This is a genomic window from Microcoleus sp. N9_A2 (assembly GCF_036701775.1).
Taxonomy (GTDB): Bacteria; Cyanobacteriota; Cyanobacteriia; order Cyanobacteriales; family Microcoleaceae; genus Microcoleus.
Genome location: NZ_JAUBRH010000001.1, coordinates 264,735 through 286,016 on the forward strand (window position 1 = coordinate 264,735; position 21,282 = coordinate 286,016).

A 21,282-nucleotide genomic window follows, 5' to 3' on the forward strand; every position below is an offset into this window, starting at 1 on the left:
GGATTATTAGAGTTGCTGACTTGCATTCCTGTTTCTTAATTAAAGGTTCCCAGATGCCTGCAAAATCTGCTTTATGTGTTCTCCTAAAACTTTTATTTCTTTTGCCTGAACAATGTATCCCAAGTGGATCATCAGCCTTGTTAGACTAATAGATTGTTGACTCGTAGGTATTGTTTCACTTACGATTTCTCCCTGCGCGGTTATGAAAGGGCCACTAAAAAGTACACCAAGTAACCAAACTCTTGTGTATCCCGCAAATGTCCCTGACTTGGTGTTGAACATTCCTTCATTTACAATCAACACAGGTGAGCCAGAAGAACCAGGGAAACAGGCTGCATCAATTACATTTGTGCTTGTTCCTTTAAAATCCACAGCCGGATGAGTTGCAGTAGTTCCTCTTCTAATAAGCGGTAAATTGTTAACCTCATCCCACAACCCGTTAGGATAGCCTATCATTAGCACTTCTTCCACTGCACTAAGTTCTTCAAGGTCAGCCTTAGATAAAATAGAACTATTGTCAAGCGCGCAGTTAAATATAGATTTCCCCTGTATTTCAGCTTCACTCCGTAGAGGTTGAAATAGCATTGCACATAAATCTACATTATTGTCAGGATGAGAAACCCAGCGGTTTTCAAAATCATCTAAGTCCACAGTAAAGAAGTCGCCAGATGGCTGTGGTTCTTCTATAGTTTTATCTAATTCATGCAGTTGAAAACTCCCTGTTACAGCGCCAGCCACAACGTGGTTATTAGTTATTATTGCAGGTATATGTGTCTGCTCATCGACTAGAAAGTTGAAGAAAAAGCCAGTACCCGTGCCTTCCTCACCTGAAGAGAATTGGACTGCTATCCGAACGGTACTGAAAAGGAGCTTTTCACTTATTGTTGTTGGTTTAATCATGTTAAAATTTTGACTAATTTTTCGGAGGCGTTCAGCTAGCTTCACATTCTCCCATTTTATCATTACTCTTCAATTTCCACATCCACCGCTTCTAACTCAGCTTCCAACTGCTCAATCCTCGGCAAACATCCTTTCAGGAAAAGCTGTTTCTCAGTCAGCAGCTAAATGGTCTATAACTTTTGCTCCCCATCCTCGCTGCTGTTGTCAGTTTAAAATATTCCGTCCAATTGGCCAGTAAAGCAACACTAATTGGCGATTAACAGAAAGTACGGCCCGCACTTGATATCGCACAATACGTTCCTTAAGTTCTCGCAAAAAATCATGATAATCTTCAGCAATTGACGAACTATCCGCCAGAACCCACCCTCTGCCGATTTTCCCGAATCATCGCCTCTCACTTGGCCCTCTCGGCAAATTGCCTCTCCAACTTCGCCGTCAAATGCAGCATCTTCTCGTCCAAACTCTCCTCCTCCTCCTCCTCCGCCTCCGCCCTCACATACCTCTCAGGAGTTAAAATATAACAGTTACCGTTTTGCTTTTTTGTTGCCTTTTGACTCCGCACCAGTGTTACAACTCTTCTGGAAAGTACATTTGCCGCAAATCTGCCCCGCCCTAACCCAACTGGCCTCACTTCTCCAGAACTTAGGTAAAAAGCACCTAAAGTATGATGCGAAACTCGGGCAATACTCCTACTCTATAAATTGATCGGGCATTAAACCGATCTCCACAACCGCCAAGATTTATTGCCAAAAATTAAATCTTTCCGGCGAAAAGTTGCTATTTAATGAATAAGACTTTACAATCCAGCAATGTAAATCAATTTCTCAATGAACAGCTCTGCAAACACTAACCCGAAATGGGTCGCAAGTGCCAAAAAGCAGCAAAAGCTACCTTTTTTAACTCTTTCAACAGCAAAGCATTGGCAGAAAAACCCAGGGATCGACGGTTGGCATCTTGGAACGAATGCTTTGCTCGCAATACTACAAATGTATCAAAACTTATCTGCCAAAATTTACCCCTAACAGATGCCTAGCTGCAACTCTTGCTGCGTCAGGTTTTAGTCTCTAATTAGGCGGGTTTTATTGTCTTTAACTACTTGAGGATTCGATCGCATGGTTTCGATTTCTACAACTCAATCCGATCTGCTACCTTTGTCTTCGCCAACCGTTACGGCTGCAACCCAAAGCAGCGTGACTGCTGCAACAGGGGTGTGCGTGACGGTTCACGGTCACTTTTACCAGCCGCCCCGGGAAAACCCTTACCTGGACGCGATCGAACGCCAAGCCAGCGCCTCTCCAGCCCACGACTGGAACGAACGCATTGACATCGAGTGCTACCGCCCCAACGCCTTTGCCCGCATACTCAACGATCGCGGCGAAGTCACGGGGATCGTCAACAACTACGAGTATATGAGCTTTAACATCGGGCCGACCCTGATGAGCTGGCTCGAACGCTACGACACGGAAGTCTACCAGCGGATTCTCGAAGCCGATCGCAAAAGCTGCCAGCGGCTCAACGGTCACGGCAACGCGATCGCCCAAGTGTACAATCACATCATCATGCCGCTGGCTAACGAGCGAGACAAATACACCCAAATTCGGTGGGGGGTCGCAGATTTTCGCTCCCGGTTCGGTCGCGATCCCGAAGGAATGTGGCTCGCCGAAACCGCCGTAGACTACGCCACCCTCGAAGTTTTAGTCGCTGAAGGCATCCGCTTCATTGTCTTAGCCCCCTCCCAAGCAGAACGCTGCCGCCCGTTGATCGCGCAAAACCAAGAAGGGGAACCAGCGTCCAATTCCGAATGGCACGAAGTCGGCGGCGGTCAAATCGATCCGACTCGCCCGTACCGCTGCTATTTGAAACCAGAAATGCGGTTGATGGCTGACCACCAACTCTCGCCGCTGAGCACTCACCATTTTGGCCGCAGGCACTTCCAAAATTCCGAAGCCGCACCTGCCAACACTCCCTACATCGATATCTTTTTCTACGATGGCCCGATCTCGCGGGATATGGGCTTCAATGACGTTCTCAGCAGCAGCCACCACTTGGCAGGGCGGTTGGGTCAAGCAGTACGGGGAGACCACCGACCGGCTCAATTAATCTGCGTGGCGACGGACGGCGAAACTTTCGGCCATCACAAAAATAGTACCGAAAAATGCCTCGCTTACGCATTTACAGAAGAGTTTCCCCGCCGCGGCTGGACGGTGACGAATTTTGCTCATTATTTAAGTCAAAATCCGAGTGTTTGGGAAGTGGAACTCAAACCCGTAACGGCCTGGAGTTGCTCTCACGGGGTCGATCGCTGGCAAGATGATTGCGGCTGCGGTGGTGGGGGTGGGTGGCACCTGCTGTGGCGCAAGCCTTTGCGGGATACTTTGAATTGGCTGCGCGATCGACTGATTCCGATTTACGAAGAAGCGGGACGCAAGCTGTTTCGCGATCCCTGGAAAGCCAGAGATGAATATATTGAGGTCATCCGCGATCGATCGCCCGCTAACGTTGACAGTTTCCTCAAACGCCATCAAGTGCGCGAACTCGATGCCTCCGAACAGGTAGACGCACTGCGACTGCTGGAAATGCAGCGCCACACCCTGTTAATGTTCACTAGCTGCGGCTGGTTTTTTGAAGAAATCTCGCGGCCAGAAGGCGTGCAAATTCTGCGCTACGCGGCCCGGGCGCTGGAATTGGCGGGCGAAGTTACCGGCGTGCAGCTAGAAAAGGATTTTGTCGATCGACTAGCCCTCGTACCCAGCAACGTTGACTATTTCCAAACAGGGGCCGAAGTTTACCGCAAACTCGTGGTGACAGCCCAAATTAGTCTCAGACAGGTAGCCGCCCACTACGCGATCAGTTCTCTGTTTGCCAAATATCCCCGCGAACAACGAGTTTACTGCTATCAGGCCCTGCAGGAAGATTTCCAAATTCAGCGCATGGGATCGATGACTCTGGCTGTGGGTCAATTGCAGTTAACCTCGGAAATTACGCGGGAAACAGAGGTTTTTGTGTTTGCTGCGTTGCACCTCGGCGGCTGGGACTTCCACTGCTGTATTCAGCCTTTTGGCAGCCGCCGATCGTACACTATGCTCAAAGAGCGGTTGTTTGGAGTTATGCAAGAAGCTTCGGCGGCCCACGCGATTCTGGAAATGGTGCGGCTGTTTGGGGATCAGTCCTTTAGCTTGCGGGATTTATTCGCTGAGGAACGCCACCGGATCGTGCAGTTGCTGAGTCAGGAAAATTTGACTCGGTTGGATCAGCTTTACACTCAGGTTTACCGGGAAAATTACGGGGTGATGATGGCGTTCCACCGCGACGAACTCCCGGTGCCGGTAGAGTTGCAGGTGGCTGCTGAGGTGGCTTTGGGACACCGCTGTGTGACGGCGGCTAAGGCCCTGGAACTGGAAACCGAGAACCCGGAGGCGCTGCTGGCAGAAATAGAGGCGATCGCCACTGAAAGCGGCCATCTCCGCTGTCAGTTGAACGTTCCCGAAGTCAAGGAAATTTTGGAAAAGATGGTTTGGCGATCGCTAGACGCGCTGCTGCAAGCAGGATCGGGTGTGGATGAGCGCTCGCCTGTCAAGTTGGAAGCTGATATCCGCACGATCGAGCGTTTGATTGCTGTGGGCGATCGGCTGAGTTTAGGCTTGTGTTTGGACAAATCGCAGGAACTGTATTTCGATTCTCTGTACAGCCAAATTGTGCCTCTGTGTTTGGGCTGGCTGCAACGGCAAGATGCCTCGGCGGACGAAACTGCGGGGGCTGCCGTTGCCTTGGAAATTGCGCGTTCAGGCGGCGGCTGGGAGTTGTCTTCGATCCGGCAGTTGCTGGAGTTGGGTCAAACCTTGGCAGTTGATGTGGAGTGTTGGTTAAATCAGTTAAGTTAACAGTTTCCCGATTAGCCGGCATCAATTCCCGTCCTTGAGAATCCGCCCGATCGAGCTTTAAATGCCGATCAGGCCTGCGGGTTCAACCGAGAATAGATCGGCCTGGATGCCTCCATGCCGATCTTGGCTGGCGATCGAAGCACCGACAGAGAACCGCCAATTTTGTTTAAGTTTTCGCTCTACTTATGTGGGAAGATAAAAAGACTGTCCCCAAAGCGTACAGATGTTCTGCACTTGCGCGCTTTGTAGAGTTTGAAAGAAAGAACACTAAGTTTAAATTTATGAAAGTTGGCGATCGCGTTTGCATTAAAAACTCTGTTGTTGTCTACCACCATCCTGAAAATCGCAGTCAACCATTTGATATTAAGGGTATGGAAGGAGAAGTCGTGGCGATCGTTCAGGAATGGCACGGCAGACCTGTCAGTGCTAATTGGCCGGTTCTAGTTCAGTTTGACAAAAAATTTAAAGCTCATTTCAAAGAAGATGAGGTTGAATTGATCTCTTCTGAAGTCTAGTTGTTTGATCCCCGACTTCTTAAAGAAGTCGGGATCTTGGGGTTCAGTTTTTTAAAGTGGGATTAAGTTAATATTCGTAATTTATTTAATCCTTAATTTTTCGACCCTCTGCGGCTGAACCAACCTAAAATATTCCAATCTCCCTGCATTTTCTGCAATTCCTGCTGATGCTGCTTGGCTGTAGCGTAATACCACTGGCAGTGAAGTTCTAGTTCTTGACGGTACTTAATTTCATCGTAAAACTCGCGGACAATTTGGTGTCTCTGAAAAATTTCGGCCGCGGGAGTCGGTTCTGGGGCAATGTTTTGCAACTCGTGGGGCAGCATGACTGTTTGGGGGCGACGGTGGCTAATATTGGCTGTATTGACTTTAAGCTAACACACTAAATCATAGAATTTTAGATTTTAGATTTTAGATTTTAGATCGTATCCGTTTGATTCGGAATTTTATCTGATGAAGTTTTGTAGGGGCGCGTTCGCCCAGATATTTGATAAGTATAGACAAATTATATAAGCCCGCCACGCCCCTATAATTGGGATGCAACCGGATTTGATATTAGCTTAAATTCTTCAATCTAAAATCCAAAATTTAAAATCTAAAATTCTGTTAAAGCCATCCCCGCAGCCGATAAACGATTAAGCCGATGTATTCTTTCAAAGCTTTAGTTGACTGGTTTAACTGATAGGTATCCGGCAATAAATCCAAGGCGACTGCTTGCCAATTGCTTTGGGATGCTGCGATATCCTGCTGCGTGATTTGAAAGTCTGTTGGTGCGGCAATTGCTTTTATTCCCTGACGCTTGAAAATTAAGAGCGATCGAGTCATGTGCATCGCCGATGTCACTAGCAAAACCGGCCCTTTTATAGCTTTAGCATCTAAAATTTTCCGCACGTTGACGGCATTTTGATAGGTGTTGTGTGAATCGGGGTCTTGCAGAATTGCTGATGCCGGTACACCCATTGTTTGGGCAATTTCTGCCATGTCTGCCGATTCTGGAGGCCCGCCGCCTTTCCAATCTACTCTACCGCCGCTGAGAATTAGCAGGGAAGCTTTGCCTTGCCGGTAAAGTCGGGAACCATAGATTATTCGATCGCCCGCTTCACCTAATTCTACCCAAGGACGGGGAGGTAAAGCTGCTTTGACACCACCGCCCAAGACGATTATCGCTTCAGCTTGGGGGAGTTCGGCGGTTGGTAAGTTTTGCCATTCGAGCGATCGAACTAACGATTTTGAAACCCAACCGCTACTTCCGAGCAGTAAAATAATTAGAGCCGCAGCAATTGGCGCCGCCGCCCATTTGGGACGCTTCCAAAGTGTGATTAAAGCCGCCATCATTAACAGGCAACTCAACCCCAAAGGATAAATAAACAGCGGCAGGAGTTTCGATAGAAATAGAAACATTAAGCAAGTAATTCAAATTGCTCGTTAGCGGTAATGGGTAATTGGAAATGAACCATCGTTAGTCGCTAATCTGTAATTGGTAATTTAACGGGCGGGAGTGGTTAATTTTTAGTAGTGAGTTTTTAATTATGAACTCTTTAACTTAAAACTTACAACTCAATACTCAAAACTATTTTCAGTGCTAGCGACGATCCTCTGGTCCAGATAACCAACCAAAAAATGTAGCAGCATCACCCCTAGAGGTTTTGCTATATTTATGGCCGTCCCTTTGCACTACTTCTTTGTTGAGGATAGCATCCGAGGTTGTGTCCTTGGAATTTATATTCGGGTTGAGTAGTAATTCGTTGTGCCACCAAGCGACAATTAAACCTGCTGCCACGCCACCGATGACACCCAAGCCGAGACTCAGGGGCAGCGTACATCCTACTAAGCGAAACCCAACGGTAAACAACACAAACCATATCAGGGCGGGGCTAAACCCCTTGGAGTCTCCGGTAAATTTTGGCATGAGCTGTAAGTTTTGTTTGTAATAACACAGAAAGATATTGACAATATTAGCAGACAAGTAAGATTGCCAAGGGCGATCGCGCTGCAACTACTCCCCACAAATCAAGTTTAATTGTACCTCTAAGTCTTGCGCGGCATCTACAATCTTTAAAGAAATTTGCTCTAATTCTGTAAAAGGTTCAAAAGTGGCTTGCTGCGAACTCAATAGTTCGGCTGTCGCGTCGGCAATATCGCCCCGGCGCTGTTGCAGCCGTTCTCGCAATACAGCAATTGGTGCGGTGCAGTAAACGATTTGCCAGGATAAGCCGTGGGATTGAGCCTGATTAATCGCATCGGTTCTCAAGTTTTGGCGATCGAACTTTGCATCTAAAATCACATCCCAACCTCGGTCAGCCAGAATTATCCCCAACTCTAACAATCTACCATAAGTCTGGGCCGTCATTTCATCCGAGTACAAATCTTGCCCCCCGCGTTCATTTAAAGAAATCCCGCCTAAATGTTTGCGAACAGCATCGGATCGAATATGAATTGCCCCAGTGCGCCGAGCCAAATATCGAGCCGCTGTACTTTTGCCAGAACCAGATAAACCCGACATCAAAGTTAACTTTCCTGGGCGTGGTTGTGTGTATTGCCAAGCTTGTTTATAGTAATGAGCTGCTGTCTGTGAAATGTGTGCTTTTTGGGCAGTTGGAATCGAGGCATCATCCAACATTAACGAAGTTACTTTTGCTCTCACATAAGCTTGACGGCTCAAATACAGAGGCAGCAGTTGCAGTCCTTCCCAATCGCCTGTTTGTTCGATGTAAGTATTGAGAAAAGCATTTCCCAAGTCTCTGCGCCCGCGCGATTCCAAATCCATTACTGTAAAAGCGACATCGTACATGACATCAACAAAGCGAAAAGGCTCGTTAAATTCAATGCAGTCGAACAGTAATATTTTATCTTGCCAGAATGCTATATTCCGCAAGTGCAAATCTCCGTGGCACTCGCGAATTTTATTATTGGCAACCCGCAAGTTAAATAAGTCTTTATTTCTCGCAAAAAACGTATCCGTATAATCTTTAGTTTCCTGAAATTGCACCTGAGTCTGCGGCCCGCCGATATATTTTTGCGAAATCAGGTAATTGTTGTTTATTGCTGTGCGAATCTGACTGACTTCGCCAAATGTGCGAATGTAGCTATTACTAATTGCCCTGCTGTGAAAGTTGGCAACTTCCCGCCCTAAGTCTGCCATAAGTTGCTGGGTCAACAGTCCGCGTTCCAACAAACTAAGCAACAGCGAATCTTGAGGAAACTCCCGCATTTTCAGAACATATTCTACAGCAAATTCAACCGGAGTTATAGCAGGTAAGTTTCTGCCAAATTGAAACGAATCCCCAATTTTAACAATTGTCAAAACTTCTAGATAAATTTCCGGTGCAGTGCGTCGGTTCAGCAGCAATTCTTGGGTGCAGAAATGCTGCCTTTTCTCCAAGGTTGAATAGTCCAAAAAACCAAAATTGACTGGTTTCTTGATTTTGTAAGTATAATCTCCTGTCAGGAGAACAAAGGAGCCATGAGTCTGAATTAGCTGCACAGGTTCTGTCACCCCGTGCGGGTAAAACCCGGGCTGCAACATTTGCTGAATCAGAGGTGGGAGACAAGTCATAGCGATTTTAGATTTTGGATTTTAGATTTTAGATTGGGGATTTTGGATTTTGAATTTTAGATTTTAAGTTGGGGACTTTAGATTGGGAGTGGGGATGTTGACTTTAATCCGATTTATTATAGAGTTGATAGTTAGTGTAAAAAAAAGCAGCGATGACAGAAAATAATCAAGAATCTGGTTCAGTGGACGTGTTTGGCGTAGGCAATGCCCTTGTAGACATCCTAGCATTGGTAGAAGATGGATTTGTACTCGACCACGGGCTGAATCGCGGCGGGATGACGCTGATGGATTCGGAAACGCAGGGGGGAATTTTGCACGATTTAGAGCACAATTCGCTGCAAATGCGATCGGGGGGTTCGGCGGCAAATACGATGATTGGTTTGGCTCAGAGCGGCGGTAAAGCGTATTATTCGGGGAAGGTTGCTAAGGATACTAACGGGGAATTTTACCGCCAAGATTTGCTGGCGGCGGGGATTGATTTTAACGTGCATCCTGCTGCTGAGTCGAAGGAGCCCACTGGTACTTGTGTTGTGCTGACTACGCCGGATGCGGAACGCACGATGTGTACTAATTTGGGGGTTTCTACTACTCTGGCTGCGACTGATATTGATGTCGATCGCCTGTCTCACTGCAAGTACAGTTATGTTGAGGGCTATCTTTGGGATGCTCCAGAACCGAGAAAGGCTAGTATTGAGACGATGGAACAGTCTAAGCGTCTGGGTGTGAAGGTAGCTTTTACTTTTTCGGATGGCTTTTTAGTCGATCGATTTGCTGATGATTTTCACAAGGTGGTTTCGGAATATTGCGATGTAATTTTTTGCAATGCTGATGAAGTTCGGAGCTTTTTTAAGGAAGAATCTCTGGAAGAGTGCGCTCGGAAAATGAGCGAGATTTCGGATTTGGCTTTTATCACTAATGGGGAAAAAGGCTGCATGGTGGTGGAGAACAAACAGATTGTTGATGTGGCGGGATTTCCGGTAAAGGCGATCGATTCTGTGGGTGCTGGGGATGCTTTTGCGGGCGGTGTTTTGTTTGGAATTACTAACGGTTTGAGTTCTGTACAAGCGGCTCGCTGGGGCAATTTCTTGGCTTCTAGCGTGGTGCAGATTCATGGGCCTCGGCTTGAGGGTTCTCAGGCTCATCTTTTGAGTGAGGTGATTTCTGGTTAGGAATTGAAAGGGGCGATCGCACTTTTTGTGTTAAGGGCGATCGCACTTTTTGTCGTAAGGGCGATCGCACTTTTTTGAACCGCAGATGAACGCGGATGGATTAAGGGCGATCGCTCTAGTTTGGTGAAGGAGACGCAACCAAATAAGAGCTAAACATAATCTAGTTTATGCCCTCAAATGAAGAATTCGTTTTTATTAATTGAATCCCTGGAAACTCCGTCTAAAAACGCCAAGTATTCTCCTGTTGATTTGATACCTATTGCCGTATCTTTGAAAGGGTTAAGGAAGCCACGTTCCAACTCTAGAAAATCTAAATCTCCAAAGCTTAAATCGATTAACTTAATTTTGTCAGTTCCTCGAAATCCTGAAGTGCCAAAATCTGTGATCAGATCGATTCCATTTTTGATATCTTCTCTAGAAGGACTATCATTAATGCGGATACCATCATTTTTCCCTATGACAAATATATCACTGTCAAAACCACCAGATAGAGTATCTTTGCCTTTTCCACCAATCAGAGTATCATCGCCGTCTTCTCCCATGAGAGAGTCATTGCCATCACCACCATCAAGATAATCAGCCCAGTTACCACTACCGCCCCATAGGGTATCGTTATCTTCTCCACCAGTAATCGTATCTTTACCATCGTTGCCTTCTAAACTATCGTTGCCCTTACCTCCAATAACTGTATCGTCTCCTTTCCCACCAAAGATAGTGTCGTTATTATCGCCACCTTCAATCAAATCGTTGTCTTCTTCGCCATTGATGAAATTGTTGTCTTTATCGCCATAAAGAGTATCATTGCCAGTACCGCCAAATATTTCATCCTCTCCTGAGTTGGCATAAAATATATCGTTTCCAGCATCACTGTAACGAGAATCACCAAAGAAGTTTAAGCCCTGGTCACTACCATCTAACTTGTCATCCCCAGCAGTACCATAAACAATATCATCCTTATCTCCTGATGTATTTGTAAAGATCAGAGCTTTTGGTTGAGGTAAATTATTGCCGTTTGGTTTTTCAACAGCGATGCTCCCATCATGTTTTCCGCCAAGGGCATTAGTGTAACCATTTTCTTTAAAATTGGGACTCGGATTGAGGAGTTGTTGAATGGGAGTGGGATTGAATAGTTTGCCAATTTCTCCTAAACTGTCTCTTCGATCAATAATTTGCTTAAAAGTCTGGACAACCCAAGTATGTTCCTGACCTATATCAGTAGCAACTCCACCAAAATCCATTTGGAATGATTCATGAGCCTGTTCAGCGAATAACTGATTTCCTGCAAGACTTTTGCTGCCTACAAAAGCCCTTGAGAAGTTAGACACTTCTCTAAATTTTGGTAAATATATTCCTTGAACTGGATCTACAAAATCAGCTTCCGCAGTTCTACCATCTATATCGTATCCAATGCCAGGAACAAAAGCTGAGAAAGAACTTAGGTTAGTCTGCGATGGTGGATCGAGAGCCAAAATAGAATTCACTCCTATTCCATTAGCTTTAGTTTCTTTACCATCATTTTTATCAAGGAAACCATTTTTGTAGATTCTGGCAATTTCATTACTTAGTAATGACCCCAAGCTGTGACCTACTAAATTTAAATTCTTACTGGCATATTCAGCATCAATGCCAAACTCTTTCAGCTTATTAACTGCAAATTCAGCAACAGGTCGAATCCACTTAGCTCCCGTATAGTTACCAAGTCTCATGAGAGCATTAGGATTATTATCCTTCTCATCTACTCTTCCACCAGCAGCCGCTTGTCTCCAATCGAGAAGAAACACATTATCGTTAGTTTTTGTAGTTAAGGCTTTTGCTATGTCAGAAAAATCTCCATCACTATCAGACTTATCGTCAGGGTTATCATTCAAACCGTGAATAATGACCCATGTTTTTTTAGATTCAGTTGAATTAATTGGTGTGGAAGTTAGGGAAGATGGAAAACGCTTAAGGCTAACTTCACGTTGATTCTTCTGTTTTATCTCCAAATCATTAGGTAACTGACCATAGGGAAGAAATGTAGAACCCTCCCCCAGCCTGTCATTAATATAACCTGCTCCAACGCCTACTGTAACTCCCGCAATGAGACCGCCAATGCCAAATCCTTTACTAAACTCTGCTACTCCTATGGAACCTGCTGCTATACTGGTTCTTGTTCTGCTAATCCCGTCTTTTAATTTTTTGTCAGTATCAGAATCTTCAAAAAAATTGGCAGTAATGGTATCTGTTTCTGTGATTAGCTGATTAAGATTTGATGTTCGCACATTAATCTGCGTGTCACCCAGATTACCAAATCCAGGTATTTGCAGTTTCAGATTATCGTCACCACCTGTACTATCCGATTTTAACGTGACTTTAAAATTTAGCTGATCACCCGGCTTGACATTTTCAAATTTCTTGGGTGAAATATCTTTCACATAGTTGAAATCATCATCAGCAGGTACGAGAGTAATTTCCTGACTGACTCGATCTAAGCCCTCTGTAATTGCACTCACCAAATTAGCACTATCTGAGTCTAATCTGACAACTTTACCGAAACCTAATTTATTAACTAGGTCGTTATACACTGAAATATTGTTTACATTATCTATTTCGGATATAGATGTAACAGCAAAAATAGGCACTATACCTGCATCAATCAGCGCCTCGCGAACTTGCTGAATACTCGGATAATCTTCTCCGGTTCCCGGCGGATTGCCATCAAGAACAGCATCGCCATTGTTTGGTCTGGTAATTCCCGCCTGAATCCCACCATCACCCGCTTGGTAAAACGGTGCATCTGTAGCTACAACAACAACACGTCGCGCACTATCTCGGAAACCAATTTCAGAAGTGCCAGCACGACGTGCCGTTTGTAACAGGGCTTCCAGTGATGCTTCCGGTTCTTGAGCATTACCAGGGAGAATAGTTAGATTATTCACTGCCGATTGCAGTTCATTTTCATTTTTGGTTAGTGGTAGATTAGTACGATAAACATAATGACCTGCATCAATACTTCCGATCCCTTCTATTGGCTTGTCAACGAAACTGCCAAGACCAAATTGAGTATCCGGCTGCTGATTTGACAGAGTATCAACTAAATTTGGTACTAGACGCTGGAAAGTAGACACGTCATCACGGAAGGAGTTAGAAGCGTCTTGCAGCAGAAAAACATCAAGCGGAAGCTGGTCAGTTGTCGCACTCGCACTAACCGTTGAAGAACTTGGCATCTGAGCAGCCACAGTATCCACACTTTCAACACTCAATGCGCTGCGAGTGGTTGAACTAGAAGCATCCCCAGGCACTGTCACTGTAATATCTAAAGTAATTTCGCCACCGGGCGGCAAAAACACATCGATCGTATCCGCTGACAGAATAGTTCCCGGAGTGCTCGACAGTATCTCTCCTTTCTTAATTTGAATACCAGATGCTCCCCCAATTCGATCGCTAATACCCTGGACAAGGGTATCAAAAACCCCCGCTCCCGTTCCAGGATCGATCGCAATTCGCTTCCCATCTCCTGTGAAACCGAAAAGTTTTCCGCCCTCAAACAACAAGCCCCAAACATTATTGATACCAATGTCACCAATTTTCGTTGCTTGACCTGTGAGAGATACCGCAAACAAACTATCGCTTGTATCTCCTCTCGATGTGGCTAAAAATCGATTGTTCGCAGCGTCAAATACTAAATCCCCACTGCTAGTAAACCCAGGGCCTAAGTTAGCTGCGAAAGATGCTGCCCCGTTACTGGTATTAATTGTATATAAGTTGGAATTGCCAGTCGCATAGAGGACATCATTGGCAAATTCTAGAGCATTAATGTTGACAACACCTGCACCCAGAGCGCCAACATATGAAGTTAAACCCGATACTGGATCGATTTTGAATAACTGAGTGGGCGTAATTCCGAAAATCGTCCCGTCTTTAGAAACAGCGATGTCGGAGAAACTGAAGGTACTAGCAATTTGAGTAAATTTGGCTGACGGATCGATCGTTCCAACTTGTCCCCTTAGTCCGTCGAAGGTCGAAATGAAAGACGAACTGGCCCCTAACTGGCTAGCACTGCGGGTATCCAAACCATAGGACAAGATTCGATCGCCCTTGATCTCTTCCTCCAGAGGCGCGATCGCACTCACATCCACTGCACTACCCAACAACACATCATCTGTCAGTAATTGCATAATCCCATCTCCTCACAAATATAGTTGCGTCAAAACCAGCAAAGCCCGCCTTGCAAGCTTTCCTAGATATCTATCAGGGCGTTTCTCTGCTCTTTATGCAGTTCGCCCTGTTTTTGTAATAAAACTTTACATTGCTCCCAACAGCAGATAAGCTGTATGCCCGATCGCCCGCCAGATGCACCGTCAAACGTAGCTGACAGCCAAACACATCATTTCACAATACTCCACAATCCAGAATCTGTATAGGCTTAACGGCTCACCATTTGGCTCAACATCAAAGGCTCACTTGGCTCATTTGGCTCATTTGGCTCACAAAATCATGTAATATTCTTTACCAAGGCATAATTTCCGTAGAGGAGTCGCAATGGCAGGTTTGCTCAGAGCATCCGAAGAAGGGCTAAAAATCATTGACATGGTAAGACGCAATCTCGGATGGAATAAAACTGAGGATACTTGGTGTGTTGCCGCTTTAGTTTCAACAGCTACCTTAAAGCGGTTTTGGGCGAAAATAGAAATTAGACGAGAGAACTTTATCAATATTTGCAAAGCAGTAGAAATAGAAAACTGGGAATACATTGCTGAAGGCTACAAAATCAAGAAAACAGAGCCACTTTTAGCCGCCGCGATCGCAGATATCCCCCTAGACAGCGAAACCGATCGCACATTTCCCCTCCCAGAAAACTTACCCCCCGTCAGAAATTGGGTACAGCGCACAAAAGAACTCGAAATCTTAAAAACTACGATCGTTAACTCAGATATCACAGCCATCTCAATTGTCGGATTACCCGGAATCGGAAAAACCAGCCTCGTCAGCCAACTAATTCGCCAACTCCACACAAAAAAAACCCCCTTCACCTGCGCCGCTTGGCAATCCTTGCAATCCGCAACAGGCAAAGCACCCCCCTTCGATCGCACAATTGACTCCCTGCTATTCACCCTCTCCAACGGCGACATTACCCCCGCCACCAACGCTCAAAATGACTGCGGCAAAAAAACCGAAAATCTGCTCAAAATCCTCAGAGAAAAACCTTGCTTAATTGTCTTCGATCGCGCTGACACACTTTTGAAAACAAGACAAGCCAAAGCGGCTGGTTATTTCGCAGACGATTGTGCAGAATATGCTTGGTTATTCAAACAACTATTAGAAACAGAACATCAAAGCAAAATTATCTTTACCAGTCGCGAAACCTTAGCCGAATTGCCGCCCACAGTCACCCGCGAAATCCAACTCAACGGATTGGATCGAGATAGCGCAATTTCCCTGTTGCAATCGTTTAATCTGACTGCAAATCCAGAAGAATTAGCCGAAATGGGCGATCGCTATTCAGGACATCCCAAAGCCTTACAACTCATTGCAGCCTTGATTCGAGATGATACCGAGTTTCAGGGAAATGTCGGAATTTTTCTGCACCAGAGAGACTGGTTGCTGATTCGAGATATTGAAAGAGCGATCGATGAAATGATAGCACGTCTGGGCGACGGCGAGCAAACTTGTCTCAGCCGAATTTCTGTCTATCAAACCTCAGAATATCCGCTATCTTTTGCAGGGATTAGCGCTCAAATGCCAGAAGTTAGCAAGTATGAACTTAAAGAAAATATTATTCAGGCACTCAAACGCCGACAATTGCTATATTACGATCGCCATCTCAAATCCTATCACTTGCATCCGCTAGTCCGAGAAAAGGGCGAGTACCTGCTAAATCAAAATCCCGAAAGTTTCCGTACCGCCCACAGCCAAGCTTATAGTTATTATATCAGTATTCCGCTCAAACCGGAATCGGAATGGCAAGATATCGAGGATATTAAGCCCTTAATTAGAGCGCACTATCATGCCTCTCAAGCACAAGATTTAGATGCAGCAAATGCGATTATTTCTGAAGTTTGTGAGTATTTGCGGCAGTGGAATTGTGCAGAGTTAGTATGTGCAAATCTACAGTTGCCATTGTTAAAGGAAGTAAAAAATATTAGCCTTTCAGAGGCGGGCAAGATGCCCACCCCACAAGAAAATTAAACTCTTGTGGAACGGGCATCTTGCCCGTTTTCTTAGTCCGCGAAGGCGGACTTTGTATGTGTAGTCGCGGTTTCAACCGCCCGGTTTCAACCGCCGATTTTATCAACTTCAACTGCTGGAATAAATGCCTCTTTCTTGAAGTTGCTGCATAAAAAACTCTTCCAAAGAAGGCTTAGCCAAATTCATCCCAATTAGCTGCCCTCCCGTCGCGCTCAGACTAGAAATAAACTCCTTCGGTTCGCCCTGCAAATGACCGTACCACAAATCATTATCAACTTCCATATCCGGTATCCATTTTTGCAGGATATTCAAGTGGCCGCCCCTACCTTCAACCCGGTAAGTTTCAGTATTTCCCAGAAGTTCGTCGATCGCACCAATACAGATTAACTCACCGCGAGCCAAAATTGCCACCCGATCGCAAATCTTCTCCACATCCGACAGTACGTGCGAATTAAAAAAAATCGTTTTTCCTTGATTTTTTAGCGATAAAATTATCTCCCGCATCTGATAGCGCCCCATCGGATCTAAACCAGACATCGGCTCATCCAAAAATACCACATCTGGATTGTTAATCAAAGCTTGAGCCATACCTATCCGTTGCAGCATTCCCTTAGAATACTGGCGCAACTGTTTTTTGATTGCCGCCGATTGAGATAGCCCAACTAAGTCCAACAAATGCGGAATTCGCTGCCGCTGAATCGAGGGGGGAATTTCAAACAAGCCCGCCGCAAATTGCAAGAATTCCCAGCCCGTGAGATAATCGTAAAAGTAGGGATTTTCTGGCAAATAGCCGACTCGCCGCTTCACGTTGCGATCGCCCAAAGGCCTCCCCAACAGCAGCCCCGTGCCAGAACTCGGCCGCGCTATCCCCAGCAAAGTCTTCAGCAGCGTAGTTTTTCCCGCTCCATTCTGCCCTAACAACCCGAAAGTTTCCCCCTCAGAAACAGTCAGAGTGCAACTTTTGAGCGATTCTATTTTTTCGTTCATCCAGAAGCCGGTACGGTAGAACTTCCCCAGATTAAATATTTCCACCACTGGGGTAGCTCCGGGCATCTCGGTGGAAGTTGGCGCATCTATAAAAGGTTCCATTTTCGTCATCTAAATAAGTAGCACCTGATTATATTCTATTGCATAAGTTTCGTCATAATTGCTCTTTTTAATGTTAAACTAATCTTAGCTGCACTTAAAATTATCTGAATATGGATCGTTCAAAAATTATTGCTATTATCACCGGCGTGATTTCTATAATGCTAGCACTTGCCTACCTGCTACTCGTCACCATCCTGGACTTCCGAGGCGAAATGCTGCCCGCACCTCAAAGTCAGTTGCCAGTCTCCATGCCACTTCAGCAATTGGCTACTATTAATCTGACTTTGCCAGCACTGACGATTTATCCTCAATTGTGACACAAATAATACAGTTAAAATTCCGCAATTTCGCCAGTTTGTAGGGTGCGTCAGGGCAGAATGTTTTGACTATAAACTAATAATCCCCCCCTGACACACCCTACAATAACTACAGAAATAATCCAACTCTTGTGGGGTGGGCTTCTAGCCCGCCCGAATATGCAATTTAAATGCAGTACAGCTTAATACAAATGAATTGCTTTAATCATGTGATATGCAACTAGCAACTGCGTCAAAGCTAGCGGGTAACTTTGCAAAACTTCGCCAGTTGTGCCGATCAGTTTGCCAATTTCGGGATTGCCTTCGGTAGAACAAAATCCCCGCAGGTGCGGCATTTCGTTGCACAAAATCTTTTCCAGTTCGTTTACTTGCTCGCTGGTAGCGTGGGAGTCTACTTCCAAAACGTCAACCGGTTTGCCCATATCCCGATCGAGTCCCAAGCGAATTGCAGGTTTAAAACTCTCGCTGCCTCGACCTAAAATCTCAGTAAAATCAGGGTGAGGAATTGTCGGTCTGAGCACTAAACGGACGCTCAAATTCGATTCATTGTCCGCTTCTGGCGGGTAAAAACTAACTACAACGTCGGCCGATTTGCGCTGAGGACGAATGAAGTCTTCAGAGTCGGATTCCCGTTTTTTTATTTCTGCAAGCACCTGTTCTTCAGTATAACCGCGCTTCATGATATCGCGCTTAACTTTCCACTGAGTTCGCAACTCTTCGGGAGGAGCCAGATACACTTTTACGTCGTAAGAATCGCGGATTGTTCGGGTTGCGTAACCCAGCAAACCTTCAACTATTACAAATTTGCTGGGCTTGATGTATTCCGGCGGGTCGAATGTACCTGTCGTGTGGTTGTAGATGGGTTTGAGAATTGCTTGTCCGGTACGTAGCAGGCTGAGGTGCTGCTGCATGATGTCGAGGTAATTGCAGTCGGGATGCAATGCTGTGATTCCGATTTCGGCCCGCTGCTTTCTGTCGTAGCGATGATAGTCGTCAGTGCAAATCACAGTGACATTTTCTGGCCCCAATACTTGGGCAATTCCCCGCGTCAGGGTGGTTTTGCCCGCTGCGCTGTCTCCGACAATACCGAGAATAATTGGTCGATCGCTCATTGTTTTTACCCGGACGCACAATAGCAAATTTTGTTGTCAATCTTAAATTTTATCAAAATTGTGTTCGATCCGATCGCTCGGTTTGACTTGATCCCCCCGGAGTCTCCCCCATGTGTAAAATTATTGTAAAATTTCTTAATAAAATTCAACAAAGCATACTCAGGGAACATCTCATTGAATGATCGTAATTACCCAATTCTCAATTCCCTGTTTGCCCAATTCCCTGTTTGGCCCATTACCACTCATCGTTGCGTTTGTTGCTGTAAGTTTCCCAATCGTCGTATTGCGGCGGCTGATACAAGGATTCTGGTTCTATTTGTGGTTCCAATTCCGCTGACATTTCTAATTCTGGTTCCGATTCCTGCTGATAAATGTTCAGAGGTTCGACAACGCGGGCGATCGCATCTTTGACAAATGCTTTGACAAACTCGTCTTTCCGGTTTAACTGAAACTGCCTTTGCACAACTTCGGCGATGCCGCCGTCGCCCCAATCTTGGTCGTGTCGGAAATATTCAATAAAACTTTTGCCGGCAATTCTGGTTAAATAAGCGGCGCTGACTGCTTGAATTGCTTTGCCGAGCACAAACCCAGCTACGCTTAATTGCAGCGCCCTTGAAACTACTTGAATTACGCCTTCAACTATTCCCAAACTTGCTAGGGTTTTTGCTAGAGACAAGGCTAATTCTTTGGCGCGATCGATATTTAATTCGCAGCCGTAAATCTTGGCAATTTCTACTACCATTTGAGCGTTAACTGCTGCTGTCGCTAACAAATCCAAAACTGGCAAAGGCGTTACCGCAATTACTCCGGCTCCGATCCACTGAAATCGCTCTACTGCCTTATCAGCTTGCCGCCTTCTTTGAGCATCAATTAACTTGCGCGCTTGGTCTCCCAAGTGCTGAGATTGCAGCAAAATATTGTCTGCAATTAAGTCTTCGCCTTCGGCTCGCAAAATTGCAGCGATGCGCCGAATTAATGGCATCATATCCGGGTCTGGTTGAAATATTGTGCCACTTTCTAGTACAAATTTTTGCGGGTTGGCGCTAATTGCAACTACATCCATTGCTGATACAAAACCTTTGACTCGCTGCTGCAGCCTAGTGAGAATTTCATCTCTGTCGGTGTCGGGATAAAGGTCAACTTTATTAAAAACCACGATCGACCTTTTGCCAATTTCCGCCAAAGTCCGTAGCGGTTCGTACTCGGATTTTCGTAAATCGCCGTCCAAAACAAATAAGATCAAATCTGCCCTCGCCGCCAACTGCCGAGCCAATTCCTCTCTGTAAGTCCCCGCAACTCCCGCTTCCAAGATACCTGGGGTATCAGTAATTGCTAATTCGCGATCGATTCCTTTCAATTTCAGAGTGTAAGTTTCCCCAACTTCGGTAGTTCCCATCGGCGCGCCCACCTGTCCCGCCATCCGCCCCACCAGCGCATTGACAGCGGAAGTTTTGCCTGCAGAACCGGTGCCGAAAACAACTACTCGAACGCTGCCGCGAGCCATGCTAGCTTCAATTTCGCGAGCTCTCAACAGCAAAGCTTGCCGCGCTACTTCATCTTGAATGCGATCGACTTGTTGCCGAATTGCTTTGAGATTTTCCGAAGCAGCTTCACTTTTTACAACAGGAACCTTCGGAGTAATCGGCCGTTTTCCCTTAACTTTCTGAGGGCGTTGCAGCAGCCTAAAATAGTAAACCAGCGCAAAAATTAGGGTTCCCAAAAGTACAATTATCAGGAAAATCAGCAAATTAGCCAGCAGCGGAGAAGCAGACCACGCAACTTGACTGTAAAGCCCTGTTAAGGAACTCACCAGCCCAATAATCAGCCCCAGGGCGAGGCAGAAAGCAGCAATTAAGGTTAACAGGCGTGGCAAAGGCATGAGGAAAGCGGCAAATAAAAGGCTTGATGGTTTGATTTTTACATTTTCTTAAATCTTCTGATCTATAGTTTAGCAATCACAGCAAGGAGCAAAAATTATGGGACTATTTGACCAAATCTTAAGCGCGATCGACAATCCTAACCAACAAGCAAGTCCCAATCAGTTGGGCAACATTCTCGGTGCGGTAGAGCAGTTGAGCGGCAACCAGGGCATCGATGCGGGTACGACTCAGCTAGCAATGTCGGTTTTGGGCGGACACGTGCGATCGGCATTGCAAGACGTGCGATCGCAGTCAGGAGACGCACAAGCTCAACAACTTGTCAACCAATTTAGCGGCACAAGTCCCAATCCGCAGGCGGTACAGAGTTTGTTCGGAGCCGGCCAACTAACGCAGATAGTGGCCGATATCGCCCAAAGAACCGGTTTAAATAACGCCACAGTGCAAGCGATGATACCTGTTTTGGTGCCACTCGTACTGAATTTGCTACAAACCGGCACCAACGCTCAAAATCCTGCCCAGGGCGGAAATCCCGTTTTGAATACGTTTTTAGATGCAGATGGAGACGGTGATGTAGATATTACTGACGCAATGTCGATGGCAAGCCGCTTTTTGAATCAGCGCAGTTAATTTGGGAATTTTGTAACCGCAGATATCAGCGGATGGACACAGATGAACGCAAATAGGATTTTATCTGC

At 45.7% G+C, this 21,282-nt stretch carries 15 protein-coding genes; 6 read left to right on the plus strand and 9 right to left on the minus strand.

Translation table 11 applies throughout. The features are described from left to right. Positions 1-39: 39 nt before the first annotated feature. On the minus strand, positions 40-945 hold the full coding sequence (locus tag QUA44_RS01155) for a serine protease (protein WP_333057526.1): 906 nt from the start codon (positions 943-945) through the stop codon (positions 40-42). A gap of 1,067 nt (positions 946-2,012) precedes the next feature. On the opposite strand from QUA44_RS01155, the gene QUA44_RS01160 reads away from it, so the two are divergent. Both QUA44_RS01160 and QUA44_RS01165 read left to right on the plus strand, forming a co-directional pair. Next, complete coding sequence (locus QUA44_RS01160; RefSeq protein WP_333247155.1) at positions 2,013-4,781, plus strand: DUF3536 domain-containing protein; 2,769 nt, start codon at positions 2,013-2,015, stop codon at positions 4,779-4,781. Between the two features lie 281 nt (positions 4,782-5,062). Next, complete coding sequence (locus QUA44_RS01165) at positions 5,063-5,296, plus strand: ferredoxin-thioredoxin reductase variable chain (RefSeq protein ID WP_333085253.1); 234 nt, start codon at positions 5,063-5,065, stop codon at positions 5,294-5,296. Between the two features lie 92 nt (positions 5,297-5,388). Here the strand turns inward: QUA44_RS01165 and QUA44_RS01170 are convergent, their stop codons facing one another. The 4 genes from QUA44_RS01170 to QUA44_RS01185 form a co-directional block, all read right to left on the minus strand. Next, a complete protein-coding gene (locus QUA44_RS01170) occupies positions 5,389-5,622 on the minus strand; it encodes a hypothetical protein (RefSeq protein WP_333214159.1) in 234 nt (77 codons plus the stop codon). Positions 5,623-5,902: 280 nt separating this feature from the next. Next, on the minus strand, positions 5,903-6,697 hold the full coding sequence (locus QUA44_RS01175) for a YdcF family protein (protein ID WP_333247153.1): 795 nt from the start codon (positions 6,695-6,697) through the stop codon (positions 5,903-5,905). A gap of 181 nt (positions 6,698-6,878) precedes the next feature. After that, positions 6,879-7,205 (minus strand): hypothetical protein, encoded by a 327-nt coding sequence (locus tag QUA44_RS01180; protein ID WP_333247151.1) that lies wholly within the window; start codon positions 7,203-7,205, stop codon positions 6,879-6,881. An 87-nt stretch (positions 7,206-7,292) separates the two neighbouring features. Next, positions 7,293-8,852, minus strand: a complete 1,560-nt coding sequence (locus QUA44_RS01185; protein ID WP_333247149.1) for an AAA family ATPase — start codon at positions 8,850-8,852, stop codon at positions 7,293-7,295. A gap of 152 nt (positions 8,853-9,004) precedes the next feature. Here QUA44_RS01185 and QUA44_RS01190 point away from each other — a divergent pair, with 152 nt between their 5' ends. Continuing rightward, positions 9,005-10,021 carry an adenosine kinase gene (locus tag QUA44_RS01190; protein ID WP_333247147.1) on the plus strand — a complete coding sequence of 339 codons (1,017 nt, stop codon included), beginning with the start codon at positions 9,005-9,007 and terminating at the stop codon, positions 10,019-10,021. Positions 10,022-10,194: 173 nt separating this feature from the next. On the opposite strand, the gene QUA44_RS01195 is transcribed toward QUA44_RS01190, so the two are convergent. Beyond that, positions 10,195-14,178, minus strand: coding sequence for a VWA domain-containing protein (locus QUA44_RS01195; RefSeq protein ID WP_333247145.1), 3,984 nt, complete (start codon positions 14,176-14,178; stop codon positions 10,195-10,197). 364 nt (positions 14,179-14,542) lie between these two features. Between QUA44_RS01195 and QUA44_RS01200 the strand changes: the two genes are divergently transcribed. Continuing rightward, positions 14,543-16,189, plus strand: coding sequence for an NB-ARC domain-containing protein (locus QUA44_RS01200; RefSeq protein ID WP_333247143.1), 1,647 nt, complete (start codon positions 14,543-14,545; stop codon positions 16,187-16,189). Positions 16,190-16,297: 108 nt separating this feature from the next. Here the strand turns inward: QUA44_RS01200 and QUA44_RS01205 are convergent, their stop codons facing one another. Beyond that, a complete protein-coding gene (locus QUA44_RS01205; protein ID WP_445243617.1) occupies positions 16,298-17,278 on the minus strand; it encodes an ABC transporter ATP-binding protein in 981 nt (326 codons plus the stop codon). A 110-nt stretch (positions 17,279-17,388) separates the two neighbouring features. Between QUA44_RS01205 and QUA44_RS01210 the strand changes: the two genes are divergently transcribed. Then, complete coding sequence (locus QUA44_RS01210) at positions 17,389-17,595, plus strand: hypothetical protein (RefSeq protein ID WP_333247141.1); 207 nt, start codon at positions 17,389-17,391, stop codon at positions 17,593-17,595. Between the two features lie 182 nt (positions 17,596-17,777). Here the strand turns inward: QUA44_RS01210 and QUA44_RS01215 are convergent, their stop codons facing one another. Next, the gene (locus QUA44_RS01215) at positions 17,778-18,707 is read right to left on the minus strand and encodes a phosphoribulokinase (RefSeq protein WP_333247139.1); all 930 of its coding nucleotides are present in this window, start codon (positions 18,705-18,707) and stop codon (positions 17,778-17,780) included. 235 nt (positions 18,708-18,942) lie between these two features. After that, a complete protein-coding gene (locus tag QUA44_RS01220) occupies positions 18,943-20,586 on the minus strand; it encodes a GTP-binding protein (RefSeq protein WP_333247137.1) in 1,644 nt (547 codons plus the stop codon). Positions 20,587-20,683: 97 nt separating this feature from the next. Here QUA44_RS01220 and QUA44_RS01225 point away from each other — a divergent pair, with 97 nt between their 5' ends. Beyond that, on the plus strand, positions 20,684-21,214 hold the full coding sequence (locus QUA44_RS01225; protein WP_333247135.1) for a hypothetical protein: 531 nt from the start codon (positions 20,684-20,686) through the stop codon (positions 21,212-21,214). Positions 21,215-21,282 lie beyond the last annotated feature (68 nt).

What these genes read in the sequence shown, in the direction of transcription:
- QUA44_RS01160 (WP_333247155.1), top strand. Translation starts at nt 2,013, where the DNA reads ATGGTTTCGATTTCTACAACTCAATCCGATCTGCTACCTTTGTCTTCG.
- QUA44_RS01165 (WP_333085253.1), top strand. Translation starts at nt 5,063, where the DNA reads ATGAAAGTTGGCGATCGCGTTTGCATTAAAAACTCTGTTGTTGTCTAC.
- QUA44_RS01170 (WP_333214159.1), bottom strand. Translation starts at nt 5,622, where the DNA reads ATGCTGCCCCACGAGTTGCAAAACATTGCCCCAGAACCGACTCCCGCG.
- QUA44_RS01175 (WP_333247153.1), bottom strand. Translation starts at nt 6,697, where the DNA reads ATGTTTCTATTTCTATCGAAACTCCTGCCGCTGTTTATTTATCCTTTG.
- QUA44_RS01180 (WP_333247151.1), bottom strand. Translation starts at nt 7,205, where the DNA reads ATGCCAAAATTTACCGGAGACTCCAAGGGGTTTAGCCCCGCCCTGATA.
- QUA44_RS01185 (WP_333247149.1), bottom strand. Translation starts at nt 8,852, where the DNA reads ATGACTTGTCTCCCACCTCTGATTCAGCAAATGTTGCAGCCCGGGTTT.
- QUA44_RS01190 (WP_333247147.1), top strand. Translation starts at nt 9,005, where the DNA reads ATGACAGAAAATAATCAAGAATCTGGTTCAGTGGACGTGTTTGGCGTA.
- QUA44_RS01195 (WP_333247145.1), bottom strand. Translation starts at nt 14,178, where the DNA reads ATGCAATTACTGACAGATGATGTGTTGTTGGGTAGTGCAGTGGATGTG.
- QUA44_RS01200 (WP_333247143.1), top strand. Translation starts at nt 14,543, where the DNA reads ATGGCAGGTTTGCTCAGAGCATCCGAAGAAGGGCTAAAAATCATTGAC.
- QUA44_RS01205 (WP_445243617.1), bottom strand. Translation starts at nt 17,278, where the DNA reads ATGGAACCTTTTATAGATGCGCCAACTTCCACCGAGATGCCCGGAGCT.
- QUA44_RS01210 (WP_333247141.1), top strand. Translation starts at nt 17,389, where the DNA reads ATGGATCGTTCAAAAATTATTGCTATTATCACCGGCGTGATTTCTATA.
- QUA44_RS01215 (WP_333247139.1), bottom strand. Translation starts at nt 18,707, where the DNA reads ATGAGCGATCGACCAATTATTCTCGGTATTGTCGGAGACAGCGCAGCG.
- QUA44_RS01220 (WP_333247137.1), bottom strand. Translation starts at nt 20,586, where the DNA reads ATGCCTTTGCCACGCCTGTTAACCTTAATTGCTGCTTTCTGCCTCGCC.
- QUA44_RS01225 (WP_333247135.1), top strand. Translation starts at nt 20,684, where the DNA reads ATGGGACTATTTGACCAAATCTTAAGCGCGATCGACAATCCTAACCAA.